Raw genomic sequence first — 19,743 nt, forward strand, 5'->3', positions numbered from 1 at the left:
TATAGCAGTGGCTAAGGAAAAATTTGAACGCTCCAAACCGCACGTCAACGTCGGCACCATCGGTCACGTCGACCATGGTAAGACGACCCTGACAGCGGCACTGACTCGTGTTTCCGCCGAAGTCTTCGGTGGCGAGTGGCGTCAGTTCGACTCTATCGACAACGCTCCGGAAGAGCGCGAGCGTGGTATCACCATCGCCACCGCTCACGTCGAATATCAGTCCGAAGTTCGCCATTACGCGCACGTCGACTGCCCGGGACACGCTGACTACGTCAAGAACATGATCACCGGTGCTGCCCAGATGGACGGCGCGATCCTGGTCTGTTCCGCTGCCGACGGCCCGATGCCGCAGACTCGCGAGCACATCCTGCTTTCGCGTCAGGTTGGTGTTCCGTACATCGTCGTGTTCCTGAACAAGGCCGACATGGTCGATGACGAAGAGCTGCTCGAGCTGGTCGAGATGGAAGTTCGTGAGCTGCTGGCCGAGTACGACTTCCCGGGCGACGACACGCCGATCATCATCGGTTCTGCACTGATGGCGCTGGAAGGCAAGGATGATAACGGCATGGGTACCACCGCCGTTGCCAACCTGATCAAGTCTCTGGACGAGTACATTCCGGAGCCGGAGCGTGCCATCGATCAGCCGTTCCTGATGCCGATCGAAGACGTGTTCTCCATCTCGGGTCGCGGTACCGTTGTGACCGGTCGTGTCGAGCGCGGCATCGTCAAGACTGGCGACGAAGTCGAAATCGTCGGTATCCATGACACCACCAAGACGATCGTCACCGGCGTCGAAATGTTCCGTAAGCTTCTCGACGAAGGTCGTGCTGGCGAGAACGTGGGTGCGCTGCTGCGTGGTACCAAGCGTGATGACGTCGAGCGTGGTCAGGTTCTGGCCAAGCCGGGCACCATCAAGCCGCATACCAAGTTCGAAGCCGAAGTCTACGTCCTGTCCAAGGAAGAAGGCGGTCGTCACACGCCGTTCTTCAAGGGCTATCGTCCGCAGTTCTACTTCCGTACCACCGACGTTACCGGTACCTGTGAACTGCCGGAAGGCGTCGAGATGGTCATGCCGGGCGACAACGTCCAGATGGTCGTGACGCTGATCGCTCCGATCGCCATGGAAGACGGCCTGCGCTTCGCGATTCGCGAAGGCGGTCGTACCGTCGGCGCCGGCGTGGTAGCCAAGATCATCGAGTAAGCGTTTCGATGATGGTTAAAGAAGGGGCGCTCACGCGCCCCTTTTTCTGTATGGGTTTGACGGTCTTCGATAGAGAGGGTGTTTGACTCTCGATCGGGGCTCTCCTATAATGCGCGTCCTTTGAACGCGTGGGTCGACGGCTCGCGCCGTCAGCATCCAGTGGAGCATAAGGTAAATGCAGAACCAGAAGATTCGCATTCGGCTGAAAGCGTTTGACCATCGGCTGATCGATCAGTCGGCTCAGGAAATCGTGGATACGGCCAAGCGCACTGGCGCTCAGGTGCGTGGCCCGATTCCGTTGCCGACGAATCGCGAGCGTTACACCATCCTGATCTCTCCGCACGTCAACAAGGACGCGCGCGATCAGTATGAGATTCGCACGCACAAGCGCGTTCTCGACATCGTCGAGCCGACGGAAAAGACCGTCGATGCGCTGATGAAGCTCGATCTCGCCGCTGGTGTAGACGTGCAGATTAAACTCGACTGAAACCAACACTAGTCACTAGCGGGCGCTGAGTTCAACAGCACCGCCGCGTCGTGAGACGCCATACAATGTGCTAGTGGAATGTTCTGGAAAGGGCAGCCATAGCGGGTGACAGCCCCGTACACTATAGGAGACTGAACATGACTATCGGTTTAGTCGGTAAAAAGGCGGGCATGACCCGTGTTTTCACCGAAGACGGTGCTTCCGTGCCCGTAACCGTTATCGAGGTTGAGCCCAACCGCATCGCCAGCGTCAAGACCGTCGAGTCTGACGGCTATCGTGCGGTGCAGGTCACGACCGGCTCCCGCAAGGCCAAACACCTCACCAAGGCGATTGCTGGTCAATACGCCAAGGCAGGTATCGAGGCCGGCCGTTCGCTGATGGAGTTCCGTCTGACAGAAGACGATGAGACTCCGGAAGTGGGTGGTTCCTTCACCGTATCCCTCTTTGAAGCTGGTCAGAAAGTCGATGTGACCGGTACGTCCAAGGGCAAGGGCTTCCAGGGCGCCGTCAAGCGCTGGAATTTCCGTACCCAGGACAATACCCACGGCAACTCGCTTTCTCACCGTGCGCCAGGTTCCATCGGTCAGTGCCAGACCCCAGGTCGTGTTTTCAAAGGCAAGAAGATGGCCGGTCAGATGGGTAACGAGCGTGTCACCGTCCAGACGCTGGAAGTGGTGCGCATCGATACCGAGCGCAATCTGCTTTTGATCAAGGGCGCCGTGCCAGGTGCACCCGGCAGTGATGTCGTTGTGCGCAGTGCCGTGAAAGCTCGCTGAGGGGACTGAGACCGATGAATCTGAATCTCGTAGGTGCCGCTGGCACCGTCGAAGTGTCCGAAGCGACCTTCGGCAAAGACTTCAACGAAGCGTTGGTGCACCAGGTCGTTACCGCCTATCTGGCGGCTGGCCGCCAGGGCACCCGTGCTCAGAAGAACCGCTCCGACGTACGTGGCGGCGGCAAGAAGCCGTGGCGCCAAAAAGGCACCGGCCGCGCGCGTGCCGGCACCATCCGTTCGCCGATCTGGCGCAGCGGTGGTGTGACGTTCGCCGCTCGTCCGCAGGATTACACGCAGAAGGTCAACCGCAAGATGTATCGTGCGGCCATGCGTTCGATCCTGTCCGAACTGATCCGTCAGGACCGTCTGGTGCTGGTCGAAGAGTTCGCCGTCGAAGCACCCAGAACCAAAGAGCTGGTCGGTAAGCTCAAGGATCTTGAGCTCGAGAAAGTGCTGATCGTCACCGAAGATATCGACGAGAAGCTCTACCTGGCCGCCCGCAACATCCCCAACGTCGATGTGGTCGATGCTGCGGCCGCCGATCCGGTCAGTCTGATTGCCTTCGACAAGGTGCTGATGACCGTCTCCGCTCTGCGTAAATTCGAGGAGAAGCTGGGATGAACCAGGAACGCGTATACAAGGTTCTGCTCGGACCTCACATGACCGAGAAGGCCGCGCTTGCCGCCGAGAACAATCAGTACGTGTTCCGGGTGGCCCAGGACGCGACCAAGCCTGAGATCAAGAAAGCCGTCGAGGCGCTGTTCGGCAAGAAAGTTGCCGGCGTCCAGGTGCTCAACGTCAAGGGCAAGACCAAACGCACTCGCTTCGGCACTGGTCTGCGCAAGGGTTACCGCAAGGCGTACGTAACCTTGGCTGCGGGCGAAACGCTCGAAGACTTCTCTGGCGCCGAGTAAGGCAGGAGTACGGATCATGGCAGTAGTCAAGACAAAACCCACCTCCGCCGGTCGTCGTCACGTCGTCAAAGTCGTCAACGACGAGCTCTTCAAGGGCCGCGCCTACGGTGCGCTGGTCGAGAAGCAGTCGAAGTCGGGTGGGCGTAACAACAATGGCCGCATCACCACGCGTCACGTGGGCGGTGGTCATCGTCAGCATTATCGTTTGATCGATTTCAAGCGCATCAAGGATGGCATCAAGGCCACCGTCGAGCGCATCGAATACGATCCGAACCGTAGCGCCAACATCGCGCTGCTGAAGTACATGGACGGCGAGCGTCGTTACATCATCGCGCCCAAGACCGTCAAGGTCGGCGACGTGGTGGAGTCCGGTGTCAACGCCGCCATCAAGCGCGGCAACGCGCTGCCGCTGCGTAACATCCCGGTCGGCTCGACGGTGCACTGCATCGAATTGAAGCCGGGCAAGGGTGCGCAGATTGCTCGTAGCGCCGGTGCCAGCGCTCAGCTGGTCGCCCGTGAAGGCAACTACGCCACGCTGCGTCTTCGCTCCGGCGAGATGCGTCGCGTACTGTCCGAGTGCCGTGCGACATTGGGCGAAGTCGGTAACTCTGAGCACAGCCTGCGTCAATTGGGCAAGGCCGGTGCGAAACGTTGGAGAGGGGTGCGCCCGACTGTTCGCGGTGTCGCAATGAACCCGGTGGATCACCCGCACGGCGGCGGTGAAGGCCGCACCAGCGGTGGTCGTCATCCGGTCAGCCCGTGGGGTATCCCCACCAAGGGCCACAAGACCCGCAAGAACAAGCGTACCGACAAGCTCATCGTTCGTCGCCGCAAGTCCAAGTAACAGACATTAAGAGGTAACGGCTGTGCCACGTTCACTGAAGAAAGGTCCTTTCATTGACCTTCATCTGTTGAAGAAGGTCGACGTCGCAACGGAAAAGAACGATCGCAAACCGATCAAGACCTGGTCGCGTCGTTCGATGATCCTGCCGAATATGGTCGGGCTCACCATTGCGGTACATAACGGTCGCCAGCATGTCCCGGTGCATGTCTCCGAGGAAATGGTCGGCCACAAGTTGGGCGAGTTCGCTGCTACCCGCACTTATCGCGGTCATGCGGCGGACAAGAAAGCCAAACGGTAAGCCAAGAGGAATAAGAGATGGAAGTCGCTGCTAAGTTGCGTGGCGCGAGCTTATCCGCCCAGAAGGCCCGTTTGGTGGCTGACCAGGTGCGCGGTAAGCCGGTCGCCGAAGCGCTCGACGTGCTGACCTTCTCACCGAAGAAGGCCGCCAAGTTGGTCAAGAAGGTGTTGCAGTCCGCGATCGCCAATGCGGAAGAAAACAACGGCATGGACATCGACGAGCTGCGTGTCTCGACCATCTGTGTCGATGAGGGCATGACGCTCAAGCGCATTCAACCGCGCGCCAAAGGCCGTGCGGATCGCATTCTGAAGCGCACCTGCCACATCACCGTCAAGGTAGCCGAGAAGTAGGAGTCGACCAGATGGGTCAGAAAGTCAATCCAGTCGGAATCCGACTGGGCATCGTCAAGGATCACACCTCGGTATGGTATGCCGAGCGTGGTGCCTATGCCGACAAGCTGAACAGCGATCTGGAAGTGCGTCGCTACCTCGAGGAGCGTTTGAAGAACGCTTCCGTGAGCCGCATCACCATCGAGCGTCCGGCCAACAACGCCCGTATTACCATTCACACCGCCCGTCCGGGCATCGTGATTGGCAAGAAGGGTGAGGACGTCGATCGTCTGCGTCAGGAAGTCACCCGCATGATGGGTGTGCCGGTACACGTCAACATCGAAGAAGTCCGCAAGCCGGAACTCGACGCCGCTCTGGTCGCGCAGAACATCGCCGGTCAGCTCGAACGTCGCGTGATGTTCCGTCGCGCCATGAAACGTGCCGTTCAGAACGCCATGCGTCTGGGCGCCGGCGGTTTCAAGGTGCAGCTCTCCGGTCGTCTGGGTGGTGCCGAAATCGCACGTACCGAATGGTATCGCGAAGGTCGCGTACCGCTTCATACGCTGCGTGCCGATATCGATTACGCCACTTACGAAGCCCACACAACCTACGGCGTCATCGGCGTCAAGGTCTGGGTCTTCAAGGGCGAAATCCTCGGGGGCATCGAAGAGGTGCGTGCCAAGCAGAAGCAACAGGCTCAGGCACCCGCATCGAAGAAGAAAGGTTCCAGGTAAGGGGAGACTGATCGATGTTGCAACCCAAGCGTACAAAGTTTCGCAAGGTGCAGAAAGGTCGTAACCGCGGCCTGGCGCATCGCGGCAGCAAGGTGAGTTTCGGGGACTTCGGTCTCAAGGCCACCGATCGCGGCCGCATCACCGCACGTCAGATCGAGGCGGGTCGTCGTGCCATTACCCGTCACGTCAAACGTGGTGGCAAGATCTGGATCCGTGTATTCCCGGACAAGCCGATTACCAACAAGCCTCTCGAGGTTCGTATGGGTAAAGGTAAGGGTTCCGTCGAGTACTGGGTCGCCCAGATTCAGCCGGGCAGAGTGCTTTACGAAATTGAAGGTGTTTCCGAAGAGCTGGCGCGTGAAGCCTTCTCTCTGGCGGCCCAGAAAATGCCCATCTCCACCACCTTTGTGAAACGGACGGTGATGTGATGAAAGCCAACGAAATGCGTGAAAAGTCAGTCGATGCGCTGCAGGAGCAGCTTTTCGAACTGCTCCGCGAGCAGTTCAACCTGCGCATGCAGAAGGCCACCGGCCAGCTGAGCCAGACGCATCTGCTGAAGCAGGTTCGTCGCGACATCGCTCGCGTCAAGACTGTGCTCAACCAGAAGTCAGGTGACCAATGATGGCTGAAGCAAGCAAAGCACGTACGCTCACCGGCAGGGTGGTGAGCGACAAGATGGAAAAATCGATTGTCGTATTGATCGAGCGCCGTGAGCGCCATCCGATCTACGGCAAGTACATGAAGCGCTCCACCAAGCTGCACGCCCACGACGAGACGAATCAGGCCAAGGCCGGCGATCTGGTATCCATTCAGGAATGCCGTCCGCTGTCCAAGAAGAAGGCCTGGGCGTTGGTCGAGGTGGTCGAGCAGGCCAAGGGCTGAGCCCGACAGGCGCCTTCTGAACCAGTGCAGTCAGATTAGGTTTGGAGAAAACCAATGATTCAGACGCAGACAATGCTGGATGTCGCGGACAACAGCGGCGCGCGCCGGGTGCAGTGCATCAAGGTGCTGGGCGGTTCACACCGCCGTTACGCTCGCGTTGGCGACGTCATTAAAGTGACGGTCAAAGAAGCCATCCCGCGGGGCAAGGTCAAGAAAGGCCAGGTCCTCAAGGCGGTGGTGGTGCGTACGCGCAGCGGTGTCCGTCGTAACGACGGTTCGCTGATCCGCTTCGACGGAAATGCGGCGGTTCTGTTGAACAACACCAACGAACAGCCGATCGGCACCCGTATCTTCGGACCGGTAACTCGTGAACTGCGTAACGAAAAGTTCATGAAGATCATTTCCTTGGCGCCCGAAGTGCTGTAAGGAGCGAGGCGGATATGCACAAGATCAAACGTGACGACGAAGTTATCGTCATCGCCGGCAAGGACAAGGGCAAGCGTGGCACGATCAAGCGCGTCCTCGAAAACGATCGTTATGTCGTTTCGGGCGTGAACATGATCAAGCGCCACACCAAGCCCAATCCTATGGTTGGCAACCCGGGGGGTATCGTCGAGCGTGAGGCTCCGATCCATGCGTCTAACGTGGCGATCTTCAATGCGGAGACCGGCAAAGCGGATCGCGTCGGCTTCCAGCTGCAGGAAGACGGTACCAAGGTACGTATCTACAAGTCGACGCAGAAGCAGATCGACGCCTAACGCGAGTCGGGTAGCAAAATGGCGAACTTGAAAGAACGTTATCAAAACGAAGTCATGGCTCAGCTCAAAGAGCAGTTCAGCTATGCCAACGTTATGCAGGTGCCCCGGATCACCAAAGTGACCCTGAACATGGGCATCGGCGAAGCGACCAGCGACAAAAAGCTGATCGACAATGCTGTCGGCGACCTGGAGAAGCTCTCCGGTCAGAAGCCGGTAGTGACCAAGGCGCGCAAGTCCATCGCAGGCTTCAAAGTCCGCGAAGGCTGGCCGATTGGCGTCAAGGTGACGCTGCGCCGCGAACGGATGTGGGAATTTCTGGACCGGCTGGTCAACATCGCGATTCCTCGCGTACGTGACTTCCGCGGTCTGAACCCGAAATCCTTCGACGGACGTGGCAACTACTCCATGGGCGTACGGGAGCAGATCATCTTTCCGGAGATCGAATATGATAAGATCGACCGGATTCGTGGTCTGGATGTCACCATTACGACCAGCGCCATCACCGACGAAGAAGGTCGTGCGCTGCTCAGCGCGCTGAACTTCCCGTTCAAGCAATAAGGGTGGATTCATGGCAAAGAAAAGCATGATTGAGCGTGAGCTCAAGCGCGCGAAGCTGGTCGACAAATACGCCGCCAAGCGTACCGCGCTGAAAACCGTCATTTATGACGTCAACGCTTCTGACGAAGAGCGCTTCGACGCTCAGCTGAAGCTGCAACAGTTGCCGCGGGACTCCAGTCAGGTCCGTCAGCGCAACCGCTGCCGCATTACTGGTCGTCCGCACGGTTACTACAACAAGTTCGGACTGGCCCGTAACAAGCTGCGCGAAGCTGCGATGCGTGGCGACGTCCCTGGACTGAAGAAGTCCAGCTGGTAAGCCACGTCGAGGAATTCAGGAGCGCAATGTAATGAGCATGCAAGATACTCTGGCGGATATGTGTACTCGTATCCGTAATGCGCAGATGGCCACCAAGGAGACGGTTACCATGCCGTCTTCCAAGCTCAAGGTTGAAGTGGCCCGCGTACTCAAGCAGGAAGGCTACATCACCGACGCTACGGTCACTGAAGGCGCCAAGCCCGAATTGACCGTGACCCTCAAGTACTTCGAGGGCAAGCCGGTCATCGAGCACCTCCAGCGTATGTCCAAGCCGTCACTGCGGATCTACAAGGGCAAGAGTGAACTGCCCAAGATCGCGGACGGTCTGGGTGTGGCGATCGTCACCACCTCTCAGGGTGTCATGACCGATCGTGCCGCACGCCAGGCGGGTGTCGGTGGTGAAGTCATCTGCACCGTATTCTAGGAGTGAGAAATGTCTCGCGTAGCCAAGTATCCGGTTAAACTGCCCAGCGGCGTCGAAGCGAAGTTCGACGGCGACCAGCTGTCCGTCAAGGGCGGCCAGGGCACGCTTGAACTGACCGTGCATCCCGACGTGAAGATCACTCAGGAAGACGGTCAGCTGGTTTTCGTCCCGAGCGAAACGGCGAAAACTTGGGCCATGGTCGGCACCACGCGTGCCCTGGTCCAGAATATGGTCACCGGCGCCTCCGAGGGTTTCACTCGGTCGCTGGAAATCAATGGCGTCGGCTATCGTGCCCAGGCTAGTGGCAAGACGCTGAACCTAACACTCGGTTTCTCACATCCGATCGACTACACGCTTCCCGAAGGTGTCACGGCGGAAACGCCCAAGAACACCGTGATTGTGCTGAAAAGCGCGGACAAGCAGAAGCTCGGTCAGGTGGCAGCGGAAATTCGTGCGTTCCGTCCGCCGGAGCCCTACAAGGGCAAAGGGGTGCGGTACAGCGACGAACGTGTCCGCCGCAAAGAAGCCAAGAAGAAGTAAGGCAGGGTTATGAACGCGAAGAAAGAATCTCGTCTCCGTCGTGCCCGCCGCGCCCGTGCCAAGATCCGCGACTTGGGTGTGTTTCGCCTGTGCGTCAACCGCACCCCGCGACACATGTATGCGCAGATCATCTCACCGGACGGCGGCCAGGTACTGGCCAGCGCTTCCACGCTGGACAAGAGCCTGCGCGAAGGTGCCACGGGCAACGCTGACGCGGCTGCCAAGGTGGGTGCTCTGATTGCCGAGCGCGCCAAGGATGCCGGCATCTCTCAGGTTGCTTTTGACCGCGCCGGGTTCCAGTACCACGGGCGTGTCAAAGCGTTGGCTGATGCCGCACGCGAAGGCGGTCTGCAATTCTAAAGGGTTTTACGATGGCGAATAACGAACAGAAGGGCGGAGATCTGCAAGAGAAGTTGGTGCAGGTCAACCGCGTCGCCAAGGTGGTCAAGGGTGGCCGTATCTTCGGTTTCACCGCGCTGACCGTCGTTGGCGATGGCAATGGCCGGGTTGGCTTCGGTCGCGGCAAGGCACGCGAAGTGCCGGTCGCGATCCAGAAGGCCATGGACCAGGCTCGCCGCAACATGGTCAAGGTCAGCCTCAGCGGCAGCACGCTGCAGTACCCTGTGCGCTCCCGTCACGGTGCGTCCAAGGTCTACATGCAGCCGGCTTCCGAAGGTACCGGCATCATCGCCGGTGGCGCGATGCGCTCCGTGCTCGAACTGGCCGGCGTGCATGACGTTCTGGCCAAGTGCTACGGTTCCACCAACCCGGTGAACGTGGTTCGTGCCACGATCAAGGGGCTCGAATCCATGCAATCTCGGGATGACATCGCCGCCAAGCGTGGCCTGTCTGTCGAAGAGCTGGCGGGGTAACGGACCATGGCACAGACGATCAAAATCACTCAGACCCGCAGCACTATCGGTGTTTTGCAGAAGCACAGGGCGACAATGACCGGTCTCGGTCTGCGTCGAATTGGGCACTCGGTCGAGCTGGAAGACACCCCCGCCGTTCGCGGCATGATCAACAAGGTCAACTACCTTGTTCGAATCGAGGGAGAGTAATCCATGAAACTCAATAGCTTAAGCCCGGCTCCGGGTTCCAAGCACGCTGAAAAGCGTCTTGGTCGCGGTATCGGTTCTGGCCTGGGCAAGACTGGTGGCCGCGGTCACAAGGGCTTGAAGTCTCGCTCTGGTGGCTCGGTCAAGCCGGGCTTCGAGGGCGGTCAAATGCCCTTGCAGCGTCGTCTGCCGAAATTCGGTTTCACCTCGCGCAAGTCGCTGGTGTCCGAAGAAGTCCGCCTTGCCGAACTGGGTAAGGTCGAAGGCGACGTCGCTGATCTCGCCAGCCTGAAGAAGGCCAACGTGCTCAAGAATGCTACCGAGTACGCCAAGGTCGTTCTTTCCGGCGAGTTGAGCAAGGCGGTTACCGTGCGTGGCCTCAAGGTCACCAAAGGTGCGCGTGCTGCGATCGAAGCGGCCGGTGGCAAAGTAGAGGACTAAATGGCTAAGTCAGGAAACATGCCGGCGAACAAGGGTAGTGGTCTCAGCGAGCTGTGGGCACGCCTGCGTTTCGTCTTCATCGCGATCGTGGTGTACCGCATTGGTGCCCACATCCCCGTCCCCGGCATCGATCCTGACCAGCTGGCTGCCCTGTTTCGGGAGAACCAGGGCACCATCCTGGGCATGTTCAACATGTTCTCGGGGGGTGCGCTGCAGCGCATGAGTATCTTCGCGCTGGGGATCATGCCGTACATCTCCGCGTCGATCATCATGCAGCTTCTGACCGCGGTATCGCCTCAGCTCGAAGCGCTGAAGAAGGAAGGCGAGGCCGGGCGTCGCAAGATCAACCAGTACACCCGCTACGGCACGGTGTTGCTGGCGCTGATCCAGGCGACCGGCATGTCAGTTGGTCTGGTCAGTCAGGGCGTTGCTTACTCTGGTGACATCAGTTTCTATTTCACCGCCGTCGTGACCTTCGTGGCCGGTGCGGTATTCCTGATGTGGCTGGGCGAGCAGATCACCGAGAAAGGGATCGGCAACGGCATTTCGCTGATCATCTTTTCCGGCATCGTGGCAGGCCTGCCCAACGCGATCGGTCAGTCGTTCGAGTTGGCGCGGAACGACGGCGCCTGGAACGTACTGCCGCTGTTGGCGTTGGCGGTTCTGGGTATCGCGACGATTGCCTTCGTGGTGTTCATCGAGCGTGGACAACGCCGTATCACGGTGAACTATCCGCGTCGTCAGGTCGGCAACAAGATGTATGCCGGTCAGAGCAGCTATCTGCCGCTGAAGGTCAACATGGCGGGTGTCATTCCGCCGATCTTCGCGTCCAGCATTCTGCTGTTTCCCGGTTCGATCGGCCAGTGGCTGGGCCAGAGCGATGGCTTCGAGTGGCTGCAGGTTGCTTCTCAACAGCTCGCCCCGGGTGCGCCGCTGTACATCATCCTGTTCGCGGCGGCAGTGCTGTTCTTCTGCTTCTTCTATACGGCGTTGGTGTTTAATCCGAAGGATGTCGCCGACAACCTGAAGAAGTCCGGTGCCTTTCTGCCGGGGATTCGTCCGGGAGAGCAGACCGCACGCTACGTCGACAAGGTGATGACGCGCCTGACCCTGTTCGGGGCGCTCTACATCACGCTGGTCTCGTTGATGCCGCAGTTCCTGATGGTGGCCTGGCAGGTGCCGTTCTACTTTGGCGGTACGTCGCTGCTGATCGTGGTGGTGGTAATCATGGACTTCATGGCCCAGGTTCAGTCTCATCTGATGTCTCATCAGTATGAGTCGGTGATGAAGAAATCGAACCTGAAGGGCTACGGTAGCGGCGGCCTGACGCGCTGAGCCTCCGCCAGAGAGCATTTGGAGAGAACGATGAAAGTTCGAGCTTCTGTAAAGAAAATGTGCCGTAACTGCAAGATCATTCGGCGCAATGGCGCGGTTCGTGTAATTTGCACCGAACCTCGTCACAAGCAGCGTCAGGGTTAATTCGATCCCTACGCTGTGAGTAAAAAGCGGGCCATTGGCATACCCCTTGCCTTGAGAGAGGTCAGGGGGTATGCTATTGCGCCCTTCGTGGAAGACTAACGAGCAAGCCGCTCAACATTCGGAGTAAGCTGATGGCCCGTATTGCAGGCGTCAATATCCCGGACAACAAGCATGCGGCGATCTCGCTGACCTACATCTACGGGATTGGCCGCACGCGCGCAGAAGCAGTTTGCGTTGCTGCCGGTATCGCACCGACCACTAAGGTCCAGGAACTGTCTGGCGAAGAGCTCGACGTGCTGCGTACCGAAGTGGGTAAGTACACCGTAGAAGGCGACCTTCGCCGTGATGTGACGCTGAATATCAAGCGCCTCATGGACTTGGGTTGTTACCGAGGTCTGCGCCATCGTCGTGGTCTACCGCTGCGTGGTCAGCGTACCAAGACCAATGCGCGTACCCGTAAGGGACCGCGTAAACCGATTCGTAAGTAATTAACGTTCCGGCGTTTAAGATCAGGATACATCAACATGGCTAACCCGCGTAGTAACCGTAAAAAGGTTAAAAAGCAGGTTGTGGACGCCGTCGCGCACATCCACGCCTCTTTTAACAATACGATCGTGACGATCACAGACCGCCAGGGCAATGCGCTTTCTTGGGCAACAGCCGGTGGTTCGGGTTTTCGTGGTTCTCGCAAGAGCACCCCGTTCGCAGCTCAAGTAGCGAGCGAACGTGCAGCGACTGCTGCAGCCGAGTATGGTGTGAAAAACGTCGACGTGCTGGTCAAGGGCCCAGGTCCTGGCCGTGAGTCTGCCGTGCGAGCACTCAATGCCGCCGGCTTCCGTGTACAGAGCATTACTGACGCGACGCCGATCCCGCACAACGGTTGCCGTCCGCCGAAGAAACGCCGCGTCTAAGGAGACTGACTCATGGCTCGTTATCTAGGTCCCAAGTGTAAACTGTCTCGTCGTGAAGGTACCGACCTCTTTCTCAAGAGCGGTGTCACTCCCTTCGAGAAGAAGTGCAAATCCGAGCAGATCCCGGGTGTGCACGGCCAGCGCCGTCAGCGTCTTTCCGACTACGGCTTGCAGCTTCGTGAGAAGCAGAAAGTACGTCGCATCTATGGCGTACTCGAGAAACAGTTCCGCAACTACTACAAGCAAGCCGCTCGCCTGAAAGGGGCGACCGGTGAATCCTTGCTGCAGCTGCTGGAATGCCGACTGGACAACGTGGTCTATCGCATGGGCTTCGGCTCCACGCGTAACGAATCACGCCAGTTGGTCAGCCACAAGGCGATTATGGTCAATGGCCGTACCGTCAACGTGGCGTCCTATCAGGTGCGTCCCGGCGACGTCGTGTCTGTTCGCGAGAAGGCCAAGAACCAGGCCCGTATCCAGCAGGCCCTGTCCATCGCTGCCAACCGTGGCGACGTGACGTGGATCGACATCGATTCGAAGAAGATGGAAGGCACTTTCAAGGCTGTCCCGGAACGCGGTGACCTGTCTGCCGACATCAACGAAAACCTGATCGTCGAGCTGTATTCCAAGTAAGTCTGGGATCGGGTCGCTAGCGCGGCCCGACTCCAGCCTGGAGTACCGAATTTCGTTTGGCAGCCTGGGAAGGTGTTCATATGCAGCGTTCAGTGACAGAGTTTCTCCGTCCCCGCGACATCAAGGTCGAAGAGGTCAGTGCACATCACGCAAAGATCGTGCTGGAACCCTTCGAACGTGGTTTCGGCCATACCCTGGGGAATGCGCTGCGTCGCATCCTGCTCTCTTCGATGCCCGGCTGCGCCGTGGTCGAAGCGGAAATCGAAGGCGTGTTGCATGAATACAGCGCCATCGAGGGTGTTCAGGAAGACGTCATCGAGATTCTGCTGAATCTCAAGGACGTGGCCATCAGGATGCACGGCCGCGACGAAGCCGTTCTTACCTTGAACAAGCAGGGCCCCGGTGTAATGACCGCAGGTGACATTGCCGTCGGTCATGACGTCGAGATCGTCAATCCGGAGCATGTAATCGCTCACCTCAACGATGGCAGCGAGCTGAAAATGCAGCTGAAGATCGTTCAGGGTCGCGGTTACGAGCCCGCGGATGCGCGGCTCTCCGACGAGGACGAATCTCGCGCCATCGGTCGTCTGCAGCTGGATGCGACATTCAGCCCCGTTCGCCGTGTGTCCTACTCGGTGGAAGCGGCTCGTGTCGAACAGCGCACCGACCTCGATAAGCTGGTCATCGATCTCGAAACTGATGGCACCCTGGACCCTGAAGAAGCGATTCGCCGTAGCGCGACCATTCTTCAGGAGCAGCTGGGCGCCTTCGTCGACCTCGAAGCCGACAGAGAGCAGGAAATCGAAGAAGAAGAAGATCAGATCGATCCGATTCTTCTGCGTCCCGTGGATGATCTCGAACTCACGGTTCGCAGCGCCAACTGCTTGAAGGCCGAGAATATTTACTACATTGGCGATTTGATTCAGCGCACGGAAGTCGAGCTGCTCAAGACGCCGAACCTTGGCAAGAAGTCCTTGAACGAGATCAAGGACGTGTTGGCTTCGCGCGGTCTTTCGCTGGGCATGCGGCTGGAAAGCTGGCCGCCCGCGAGTCTGAAAGACGACAAGGCTTCAGCCTAGAGGCGATAGCGCCGGAGTTCCGGCTCCGGCGCCGTCTTCCAGCGTGCCGACTCGAATCACCAGTTTGGTAAGGAATAGCAATCATGCGTCATCGTAAGAGTGGTCGTCATCTGAATCGGACCAGCTCGCACCGGCACGCCATGTTCAAGAACATGTGCATCTCGCTGGTCGAGCATGAAGTGATCAAGACTACCCTGCCCAAAGCCAAGGAGCTGCGTCGTCATATCGAGCCGCTGATTACCTTGTCAAAGCAGGATAGCGTGGCGAATCGCCGTCTGGCGTTCAGCCGCACCCGCTCCAAGGAAGCCGTTGGCAAGCTCTTCAACGAGCTTGGTCCGCGTTATGTCAATCGCCCGGGCGGCTACGTCCGTGTGCTGAAGTGCGGTTTCCGCACCGGCGACAACGCACCAATGGCCTACGTCGAGCTGGTCGATCGTCCGGTCGTGGAAGAAGCTGTCGGGGAAGAATAAGCCCTCAGCTTGTCGCACGACAACAAACCGGCTGCCCAAGTAATTGGGCAGCCGGTTTTTTTTGGCCAGGTGCTGGCTGGAGTCGGCAGGGTATTGCCTGAATGCTGATTGAACCCCGGGCCCGTTAATGCAGCCCGGCGATATCAGGTCGAGAGTGCAGTATCGACGGCGGCGCCGTTCGGCGCCGCCCATGAGCCGTCAGGCGCGTTTCGCCTTACGGACTTTGGGCTCGGGCAGCAGTGGTGCCAGGAAGCGCCCGGTGTGGGATTGCTCGAGCGCGGCCACCTGCTCGGGCGTTCCTTCGGCGATGATGCGGCCGCCACCTGAGCCACCTTCCGGGCCGAGATCGATCACCCAGTCGGCAGTCTTGATCACGTCCAGGTTGTGTTCGATCACCACCACCGTGTTGCCATGATCGCGCAGCCGGTGAAGAACGCCCAGCAGCTGACGAATATCCTCGAAGTGCAGGCCCGTCGTCGGCTCATCGAGGATATACAGCGTCTGCCCGGTATCGCGCTTGGCCAGCTCGCGAGCCAGCTTGACGCGTTGCGCTTCGCCACCGGAGAGCGTCGTGGCGCTCTGGCCCAGGCGGACGTAGGAGAGCCCCACGTCCATCAGCGTCTGCAGGCGCCGTGCGATCGCCGGCACCGGGCTGAAGAACTCCAGCGCTTCCTCGATGGTCATCTCGAGCACTTCGTGGATGCTCTTGCCCTTGTAGTGAATCTCCAGGGTCTCGCGGTTGTAGCGTTTGCCCTTGCAGACGTCGCAGGGCACGTAGATGTCCGGCAGAAAATGCATCTCCACCTTGATCATGCCTTCGCCCTGACACGCCTCGCAGCGGCCGCCCTTGACGTTGAAACTGAACCGCCCCGGCTTGTAGCCGCGGGCGCGGGCTTCCTGCGTCCCCGAGAATAGTTCGCGGATCGGGGTAAAGATGCCGGTGTAGGTGGCCGGGTTGGAGCGCGGCGTCCGGCCGATCGGGCTCTGGTCGATATCGATGATCTTGTCGAGCTGATCGAGCCCCTCGATGCTGCGGTAGGGGGCCGCCGTCAGCGTGGTCGCGCGATTGAGCTCACGCGCCGCGATCGGCATCAGCGTCGAGTTGATCAGCGTCGACTTGCCGGAGCCGGAAACGCCGGTCACGCACACGAACAGTCCCAATGGCAGCGCCAGATCGACGTCCTGCAGGTTGTTGCCGCTGGCGCCGCGCAGATGAAGCTGCTTCTCCGGATTGCCCGGGATTCGATACGGCGGCACTTCGATACGGCGCTTGCCGGACAGATACTGCCCGGTCAGCGAGTCCGGGGTGGCCTCAATATCGGCGGGCGTGCCCTGAGCGACGATCTGGCCGCCATGAACCCCGGCGCCCGGGCCGATATCCAGCACATGATCAGCGGCGCGAATGGCGTCTTCATCGTGCTCGACCACGATCACCGTGTTGCCCAGATCGCGCAATCGAATCAGCGTCTGCAGCAGGCGCTCGTTGTCACGCTGGTGAAGGCCGATCGACGGCTCATCGAGGATGTACATCACCCCGACCAGGCCAGCCCCGATCTGGCTGGCCAGGCGGATGCGCTGCGCCTCGCCGCCGGAAAGCGTGTCGGCGCTGCGCTCCAGGGTCAGATAGTCGAGACCCACGTTGACCAGGAATTCCAGACGCGCGTGGATTTCGTGAACGATCTTGACCGCAATTTCGCCCTTGCGGCCCGGCAACGTGACCTGGCGGAAATACTCCCAGGCCTCGCCCACCGGCATACGGGTCAGAGTCGGCAGATTGTTGCCGTCGATGAAGACGTGACGCGCTTCGCGCTTGAGGCGAGTACCGTCGCAGGTCGGGCAGGGACGCACCGCCAGATATTTGGAGAGGTCGTCGCGCACCATCGACGACTCGGTTTCCCGATAGCGCCGCTCGAGATTGGGCAACACGCCTTCGAAGGGGTGTTCGCGGGTGACCTTGCGGCCCCGGTCGTTGACATAGCTGAACGCGACTTCGTCCTTACCGCTGCCGTTGAGCACCAGGTCGCGCTCGTGTCGGGCGAGTTCGCTCCACGGCGTGTCCAGCGTGAAGCGATAATGTTCGGCGACCGCCTGCAGCTGGCTGAAATAGTAGATGCTGCGACGGTCCCAGCCCTTGATCGCCCCTTCGGCCAGCGATAGCTCCGGATGGCTGATCAGCTTGTCGGGATCGAAGAACTGACGCACGCCGAGGCCGTCGCAGGTCGGGCAGGCGCCGGCGGGGTTGTTGAACGAGAACAGCCGCGGCTCGAGCTCGGAGAGCGAATAGCCGCAGATAGGGCAGGCGAAACGCGACGAAAAGGCCAGATTTTCCTGCTCGCCGTCCATGAAATGGATGATCGCGGTGCCGTCGGCCAGATTGAGCGCGGTCTCGAACGATTCCGCCAGACGCTGCTGCAGATCGGGGCGAACCTTGATGCGATCGACCACCACGCTGATGTCGTGCTTGCGCTTCTTGTCGAGATCCGGCACATCGTCGAGCTCGACGGTATGGCCGTCGATCACCGCGCGCACGAACCCCTGGGCGCGCAGCTCGCTCAGCAGCTGGAGATGCTCGCCCTTGCGGCCCTTGATCACTGGCGCCAGCAGCATCAGCCGGCTGCCTTCCGGCAGCGTCAGCACCTGATCGACCATCTGAGAGACCGTCTGGGCCTCGAGCTCCTCGTCGTGATCGGGACACCGCGGCGTACCGGCACGGGCGAACAGCAAGCGTAGATAGTCGTAGATCTCGGTGATCGTGCCCACGGTGGAGCGCGGATTGTGCGAAGTCGATTTCTGCTCGATGGAGATGGCCGGCGACAGTCCTTCGATATGGTCGACGTCGGGCTTTTCCATCATCGACAGGAACTGGCGGGCGTAGGTCGACAGGGACTCGACGTAACGTCGTTGTCCTTCGGCGTAAAGCGTGTCGAATGCGAGTGAAGACTTACCCGAACCGGAGAGACCGGTTACCACGATCAACTTGTCGCGCGGCAGTTCGACATCAATGTTCTTCAGGTTATGGGTCCGTGCGCCCCTGACCAGAATGCTGTCCATGACTACCTCGTGCTGCGACGCGGGAAACGACCATTATAGGTCGCGGATCAAATGCCCGGCAAAGCCGGCTGCTTTCACTGGCGGAACGCGAGCGGTAAAATGCGTCGCTCATTCCGAACCACCCTCGGCCTGGCCGAGTTCACCCAATATTGTGACCTCCATGACTTCTCGCTTTCTCGTTACCGAACGACGTGCCATCGTCGGGCTGGCCAGCCTCTATGCTTCGCGCATGCTGGGCCTGTTCATGGTCCTGCCGGTGCTGGCGCTCTATGCCGACCATCTCGATGGTGCCACGCCGTTGCTCATCGGCATGGCTCTGGGCGGCTACGGCCTGACCCAGGCCATCCTGCAAATTCCTTTCGGTCTGCTCTCCGACCGCATTGGCCGTAAGGCGGTCATCGCCGGCGGCATCGTGCTTTTCATCATCGGCAGCATCGTTGCCGCCAGCGCCACATCCATCACCGGTATCATCGTCGGTCGCTGCCTGCAGGGCAGTGGCGCGGTCGCTGGTGCCATCATGGCGCTGCTGGCCGACCAGACCCGTGAGGAGATCCGTACCGCGGCGATGGCCACTATCGGGCTTTCCATCGGCGTGGCCTTTGCCATCGCCATGGTCGTGGGCCCGTTGGTGGCCAATATCGGCGGGCTCGCCGGCGTATTCTGGTTTACCGCTGTGCTGGCCGCCTGTGGATTGCTGATTCTGTGGAAACTGGTGCCGAAAGCGCCACAGCGGATGCCGCATCGCGATGTCGGCATCGATCGGCGTCAACTGCGCGCGACGCTCGCCCAGAGCGATCTGCTACGGCTGGACTTCTCGATCTTCGCCCTGCACCTGATCCTGACTGCGTGCTTCACGGCGTTGCCGTTTCGCCTGGAAGCCCTGGGATTTGCGCCGGCCGATCATGGCTGGGTCTATCTGCCGGTGATGGCGCTGGCGTTTCTCGGCATGATTCCGCTGGTCATCGTGGCCGAGAAGTATCGCAAGATGAAACCCATCTTCGTCGGTGCCGTCGCGGCGATGACGCTGATCCTGCTCGGCTTCGGGGAACTGGCGAACGACCGGGTCACTCTGATCACCCTACTTTGGGGCTTTTTCGTCGTCTTCAATCTGTTGGAGGCGACATTGCCGTCGATGATCAGCAAATTGGCGCCGGCTGGTGCCAAGGGCACCGCCATGGGTGTCTATTCGACCAGCCAGTTCTTCGGGGCTTTCCTCGGCGGTACGCTGGGCGGGGCACTGTCCCAGGGGTTCGGCGTCCAGAGCGTGTTCCTGGGCGCGGCGATCGTCGGCGCGATCTGGCTGGCGGTGGTGTGGAAAATGCCGGCTCCGCGTCATCTCTCGAGCGAGATCGTCGCACTCGACGAGCAATCGATGGACAGGCTCGATACACTACTCGAGCGTTTTGCCTCGGTGGCCGGTGTCGAGGACGTCATGGTCGTACGCGAAGAGCGTGTCGCCTATCTCAAGGTCGACCGCCAGCGCCTGGATGTCGACGCGCTGGCCGGTATTGCAGGCAATCAATGGCAACGAACCGACGCCTGAAGGCGTCGCAACGCAGGA

At 59.7% G+C, this 19,743-nt stretch carries 31 protein-coding genes; 30 read left to right on the forward strand and 1 reads right to left on the reverse strand.

What is annotated here, in order from left to right:
* The first annotated feature begins 7 nt into the window (after positions 1 to 7).
* The 29 genes from tuf (at position 8) to rplQ (ending at position 15,131) form a co-directional block, all read left to right on the forward strand.
* The gene (tuf, locus tag DOM58_RS07430; RefSeq protein ID WP_075563685.1) at positions 8 to 1,201 is read left to right on the forward strand and encodes an elongation factor Tu; all 1,194 of its coding nucleotides are present in this window, start codon (positions 8 to 10) and stop codon (positions 1,199 to 1,201) included.
* 175 nt (positions 1,202 to 1,376) lie between these two features.
* Positions 1,377 to 1,688: a 30S ribosomal protein S10 gene (gene rpsJ, locus DOM58_RS07435; protein ID WP_035470365.1), complete on the forward strand. Its 312-nt coding sequence runs from the start codon at positions 1,377 to 1,379 to the stop codon at positions 1,686 to 1,688.
* A gap of 137 nt (positions 1,689 to 1,825) precedes the next feature.
* A complete protein-coding gene (gene rplC / locus DOM58_RS07440) occupies positions 1,826 to 2,464 on the forward strand; it encodes a 50S ribosomal protein L3 (RefSeq protein WP_075563684.1) in 639 nt (212 codons plus the stop codon).
* 14 nt (positions 2,465 to 2,478) lie between these two features.
* Positions 2,479 to 3,084, forward strand: a complete 606-nt coding sequence (gene rplD / locus DOM58_RS07445; protein ID WP_075563683.1) for a 50S ribosomal protein L4 — start codon at positions 2,479 to 2,481, stop codon at positions 3,082 to 3,084.
* On the forward strand, positions 3,081 to 3,377 hold the full coding sequence (rplW, locus tag DOM58_RS07450) for a 50S ribosomal protein L23 (RefSeq protein WP_075563682.1): 297 nt from the start codon (positions 3,081 to 3,083) through the stop codon (positions 3,375 to 3,377). The genes rplD and rplW overlap by 4 nt, the downstream gene beginning before the upstream one ends.
* 16 nt (positions 3,378 to 3,393) lie before the next feature.
* On the forward strand, positions 3,394 to 4,221 hold the full coding sequence (gene rplB / locus DOM58_RS07455) for a 50S ribosomal protein L2 (protein WP_110692364.1): 828 nt from the start codon (positions 3,394 to 3,396) through the stop codon (positions 4,219 to 4,221).
* Between the two features lie 22 nt (positions 4,222 to 4,243).
* Positions 4,244 to 4,519, forward strand: a complete 276-nt coding sequence (gene rpsS / locus DOM58_RS07460) for a 30S ribosomal protein S19 (protein ID WP_075563680.1) — start codon at positions 4,244 to 4,246, stop codon at positions 4,517 to 4,519.
* Between the two features lie 17 nt (positions 4,520 to 4,536).
* On the forward strand, positions 4,537 to 4,869 hold the full coding sequence (gene rplV / locus DOM58_RS07465) for a 50S ribosomal protein L22 (protein ID WP_035470378.1): 333 nt from the start codon (positions 4,537 to 4,539) through the stop codon (positions 4,867 to 4,869).
* Positions 4,870 to 4,880: 11 nt separating this feature from the next.
* On the forward strand, positions 4,881 to 5,582 hold the full coding sequence (rpsC, locus tag DOM58_RS07470) for a 30S ribosomal protein S3 (RefSeq protein WP_075563679.1): 702 nt from the start codon (positions 4,881 to 4,883) through the stop codon (positions 5,580 to 5,582).
* 14 nt (positions 5,583 to 5,596) lie between these two features.
* Positions 5,597 to 6,010, forward strand: coding sequence for a 50S ribosomal protein L16 (rplP, locus tag DOM58_RS07475; RefSeq protein WP_071230712.1), 414 nt, complete (start codon positions 5,597 to 5,599; stop codon positions 6,008 to 6,010).
* Entirely contained in the window at positions 6,010 to 6,204 is a 195-nt protein-coding gene (rpmC, locus tag DOM58_RS07480; protein WP_075563678.1) for a 50S ribosomal protein L29, read from the forward strand. The genes rplP and rpmC overlap by 1 nt, the downstream gene beginning before the upstream one ends.
* Positions 6,204 to 6,464: a 30S ribosomal protein S17 gene (gene rpsQ, locus DOM58_RS07485; protein ID WP_075563677.1), complete on the forward strand. Its 261-nt coding sequence runs from the start codon at positions 6,204 to 6,206 to the stop codon at positions 6,462 to 6,464. Before rpmC ends, rpsQ begins: the two co-directional genes overlap by 1 nt.
* Before the next feature lie 54 nt (positions 6,465 to 6,518).
* Positions 6,519 to 6,890, forward strand: coding sequence for a 50S ribosomal protein L14 (rplN, locus tag DOM58_RS07490; protein ID WP_035470387.1), 372 nt, complete (start codon positions 6,519 to 6,521; stop codon positions 6,888 to 6,890).
* Positions 6,891 to 6,904: 14 nt separating this feature from the next.
* Positions 6,905 to 7,222, forward strand: coding sequence for a 50S ribosomal protein L24 (rplX, locus tag DOM58_RS07495; protein ID WP_075563676.1), 318 nt, complete (start codon positions 6,905 to 6,907; stop codon positions 7,220 to 7,222).
* 18 nt (positions 7,223 to 7,240) lie between these two features.
* A complete protein-coding gene (gene rplE / locus DOM58_RS07500; RefSeq protein ID WP_075563675.1) occupies positions 7,241 to 7,780 on the forward strand; it encodes a 50S ribosomal protein L5 in 540 nt (179 codons plus the stop codon).
* Between the two features lie 10 nt (positions 7,781 to 7,790).
* Entirely contained in the window at positions 7,791 to 8,096 is a 306-nt protein-coding gene (gene rpsN, locus DOM58_RS07505; RefSeq protein ID WP_075563674.1) for a 30S ribosomal protein S14, read from the forward strand.
* Between the two features lie 31 nt (positions 8,097 to 8,127).
* On the forward strand, positions 8,128 to 8,520 hold the full coding sequence (rpsH, locus tag DOM58_RS07510) for a 30S ribosomal protein S8 (RefSeq protein WP_075563673.1): 393 nt from the start codon (positions 8,128 to 8,130) through the stop codon (positions 8,518 to 8,520).
* A gap of 9 nt (positions 8,521 to 8,529) precedes the next feature.
* Positions 8,530 to 9,060 (forward strand): 50S ribosomal protein L6, encoded by a 531-nt coding sequence (gene rplF, locus DOM58_RS07515; protein WP_110692365.1) that lies wholly within the window; start codon positions 8,530 to 8,532, stop codon positions 9,058 to 9,060.
* Between the two features lie 9 nt (positions 9,061 to 9,069).
* Positions 9,070 to 9,420 carry a 50S ribosomal protein L18 gene (gene rplR / locus DOM58_RS07520; RefSeq protein WP_075563671.1) on the forward strand — a complete coding sequence of 117 codons (351 nt, stop codon included), beginning with the start codon at positions 9,070 to 9,072 and terminating at the stop codon, positions 9,418 to 9,420.
* Between the two features lie 11 nt (positions 9,421 to 9,431).
* Positions 9,432 to 9,932, forward strand: a complete 501-nt coding sequence (rpsE, locus tag DOM58_RS07525; RefSeq protein WP_075563670.1) for a 30S ribosomal protein S5 — start codon at positions 9,432 to 9,434, stop codon at positions 9,930 to 9,932.
* A gap of 6 nt (positions 9,933 to 9,938) precedes the next feature.
* Positions 9,939 to 10,121 (forward strand): 50S ribosomal protein L30, encoded by a 183-nt coding sequence (rpmD, locus tag DOM58_RS07530; protein WP_075563669.1) that lies wholly within the window; start codon positions 9,939 to 9,941, stop codon positions 10,119 to 10,121.
* 3 nt (positions 10,122 to 10,124) lie between these two features.
* The gene (rplO, locus tag DOM58_RS07535) at positions 10,125 to 10,559 is read left to right on the forward strand and encodes a 50S ribosomal protein L15 (protein ID WP_075563668.1); all 435 of its coding nucleotides are present in this window, start codon (positions 10,125 to 10,127) and stop codon (positions 10,557 to 10,559) included.
* Positions 10,560 to 11,894 (forward strand): preprotein translocase subunit SecY, encoded by a 1,335-nt coding sequence (gene secY / locus DOM58_RS07540; RefSeq protein WP_110692366.1) that lies wholly within the window; start codon positions 10,560 to 10,562, stop codon positions 11,892 to 11,894.
* A 30-nt stretch (positions 11,895 to 11,924) separates the two neighbouring features.
* The gene (gene rpmJ, locus DOM58_RS07545; protein WP_031384759.1) at positions 11,925 to 12,038 is read left to right on the forward strand and encodes a 50S ribosomal protein L36; all 114 of its coding nucleotides are present in this window, start codon (positions 11,925 to 11,927) and stop codon (positions 12,036 to 12,038) included.
* A gap of 131 nt (positions 12,039 to 12,169) precedes the next feature.
* Positions 12,170 to 12,526, forward strand: a complete 357-nt coding sequence (rpsM, locus tag DOM58_RS07550; RefSeq protein ID WP_075563666.1) for a 30S ribosomal protein S13 — start codon at positions 12,170 to 12,172, stop codon at positions 12,524 to 12,526.
* Positions 12,527 to 12,562: 36 nt separating this feature from the next.
* Positions 12,563 to 12,949, forward strand: coding sequence for a 30S ribosomal protein S11 (gene rpsK / locus DOM58_RS07555; RefSeq protein ID WP_009723883.1), 387 nt, complete (start codon positions 12,563 to 12,565; stop codon positions 12,947 to 12,949).
* Positions 12,950 to 12,961: 12 nt separating this feature from the next.
* Complete coding sequence (gene rpsD, locus DOM58_RS07560) at positions 12,962 to 13,582, forward strand: 30S ribosomal protein S4 (protein ID WP_110692367.1); 621 nt, start codon at positions 12,962 to 12,964, stop codon at positions 13,580 to 13,582.
* An 80-nt stretch (positions 13,583 to 13,662) separates the two neighbouring features.
* Positions 13,663 to 14,661 (forward strand): DNA-directed RNA polymerase subunit alpha, encoded by a 999-nt coding sequence (locus DOM58_RS07565; RefSeq protein ID WP_075563664.1) that lies wholly within the window; start codon positions 13,663 to 13,665, stop codon positions 14,659 to 14,661.
* Between the two features lie 83 nt (positions 14,662 to 14,744).
* On the forward strand, positions 14,745 to 15,131 hold the full coding sequence (gene rplQ / locus DOM58_RS07570) for a 50S ribosomal protein L17 (RefSeq protein WP_075563663.1): 387 nt from the start codon (positions 14,745 to 14,747) through the stop codon (positions 15,129 to 15,131).
* 198 nt (positions 15,132 to 15,329) lie between these two features.
* Here the strand turns inward: rplQ and uvrA are convergent, their stop codons facing one another.
* Positions 15,330 to 18,182, reverse strand: coding sequence for an excinuclease ABC subunit UvrA (gene uvrA / locus DOM58_RS07575; RefSeq protein WP_110692368.1), 2,853 nt, complete (start codon positions 18,180 to 18,182; stop codon positions 15,330 to 15,332).
* 160 nt (positions 18,183 to 18,342) lie between these two features.
* Between uvrA and DOM58_RS07580 the strand changes: the two genes are divergently transcribed.
* Positions 18,343 to 19,725, forward strand: a complete 1,383-nt coding sequence (locus DOM58_RS07580) for an MFS transporter (protein ID WP_075563661.1) — start codon at positions 18,343 to 18,345, stop codon at positions 19,723 to 19,725.
* Positions 19,726 to 19,743: the final 18 nt, after the last annotated feature.

It is taken from the genome of Salinicola halophyticus, from assembly GCF_003206695.1.
In the GTDB taxonomy this organism is placed as follows: domain Bacteria; phylum Pseudomonadota; class Gammaproteobacteria; order Pseudomonadales; family Halomonadaceae; genus Salinicola; species Salinicola halophyticus.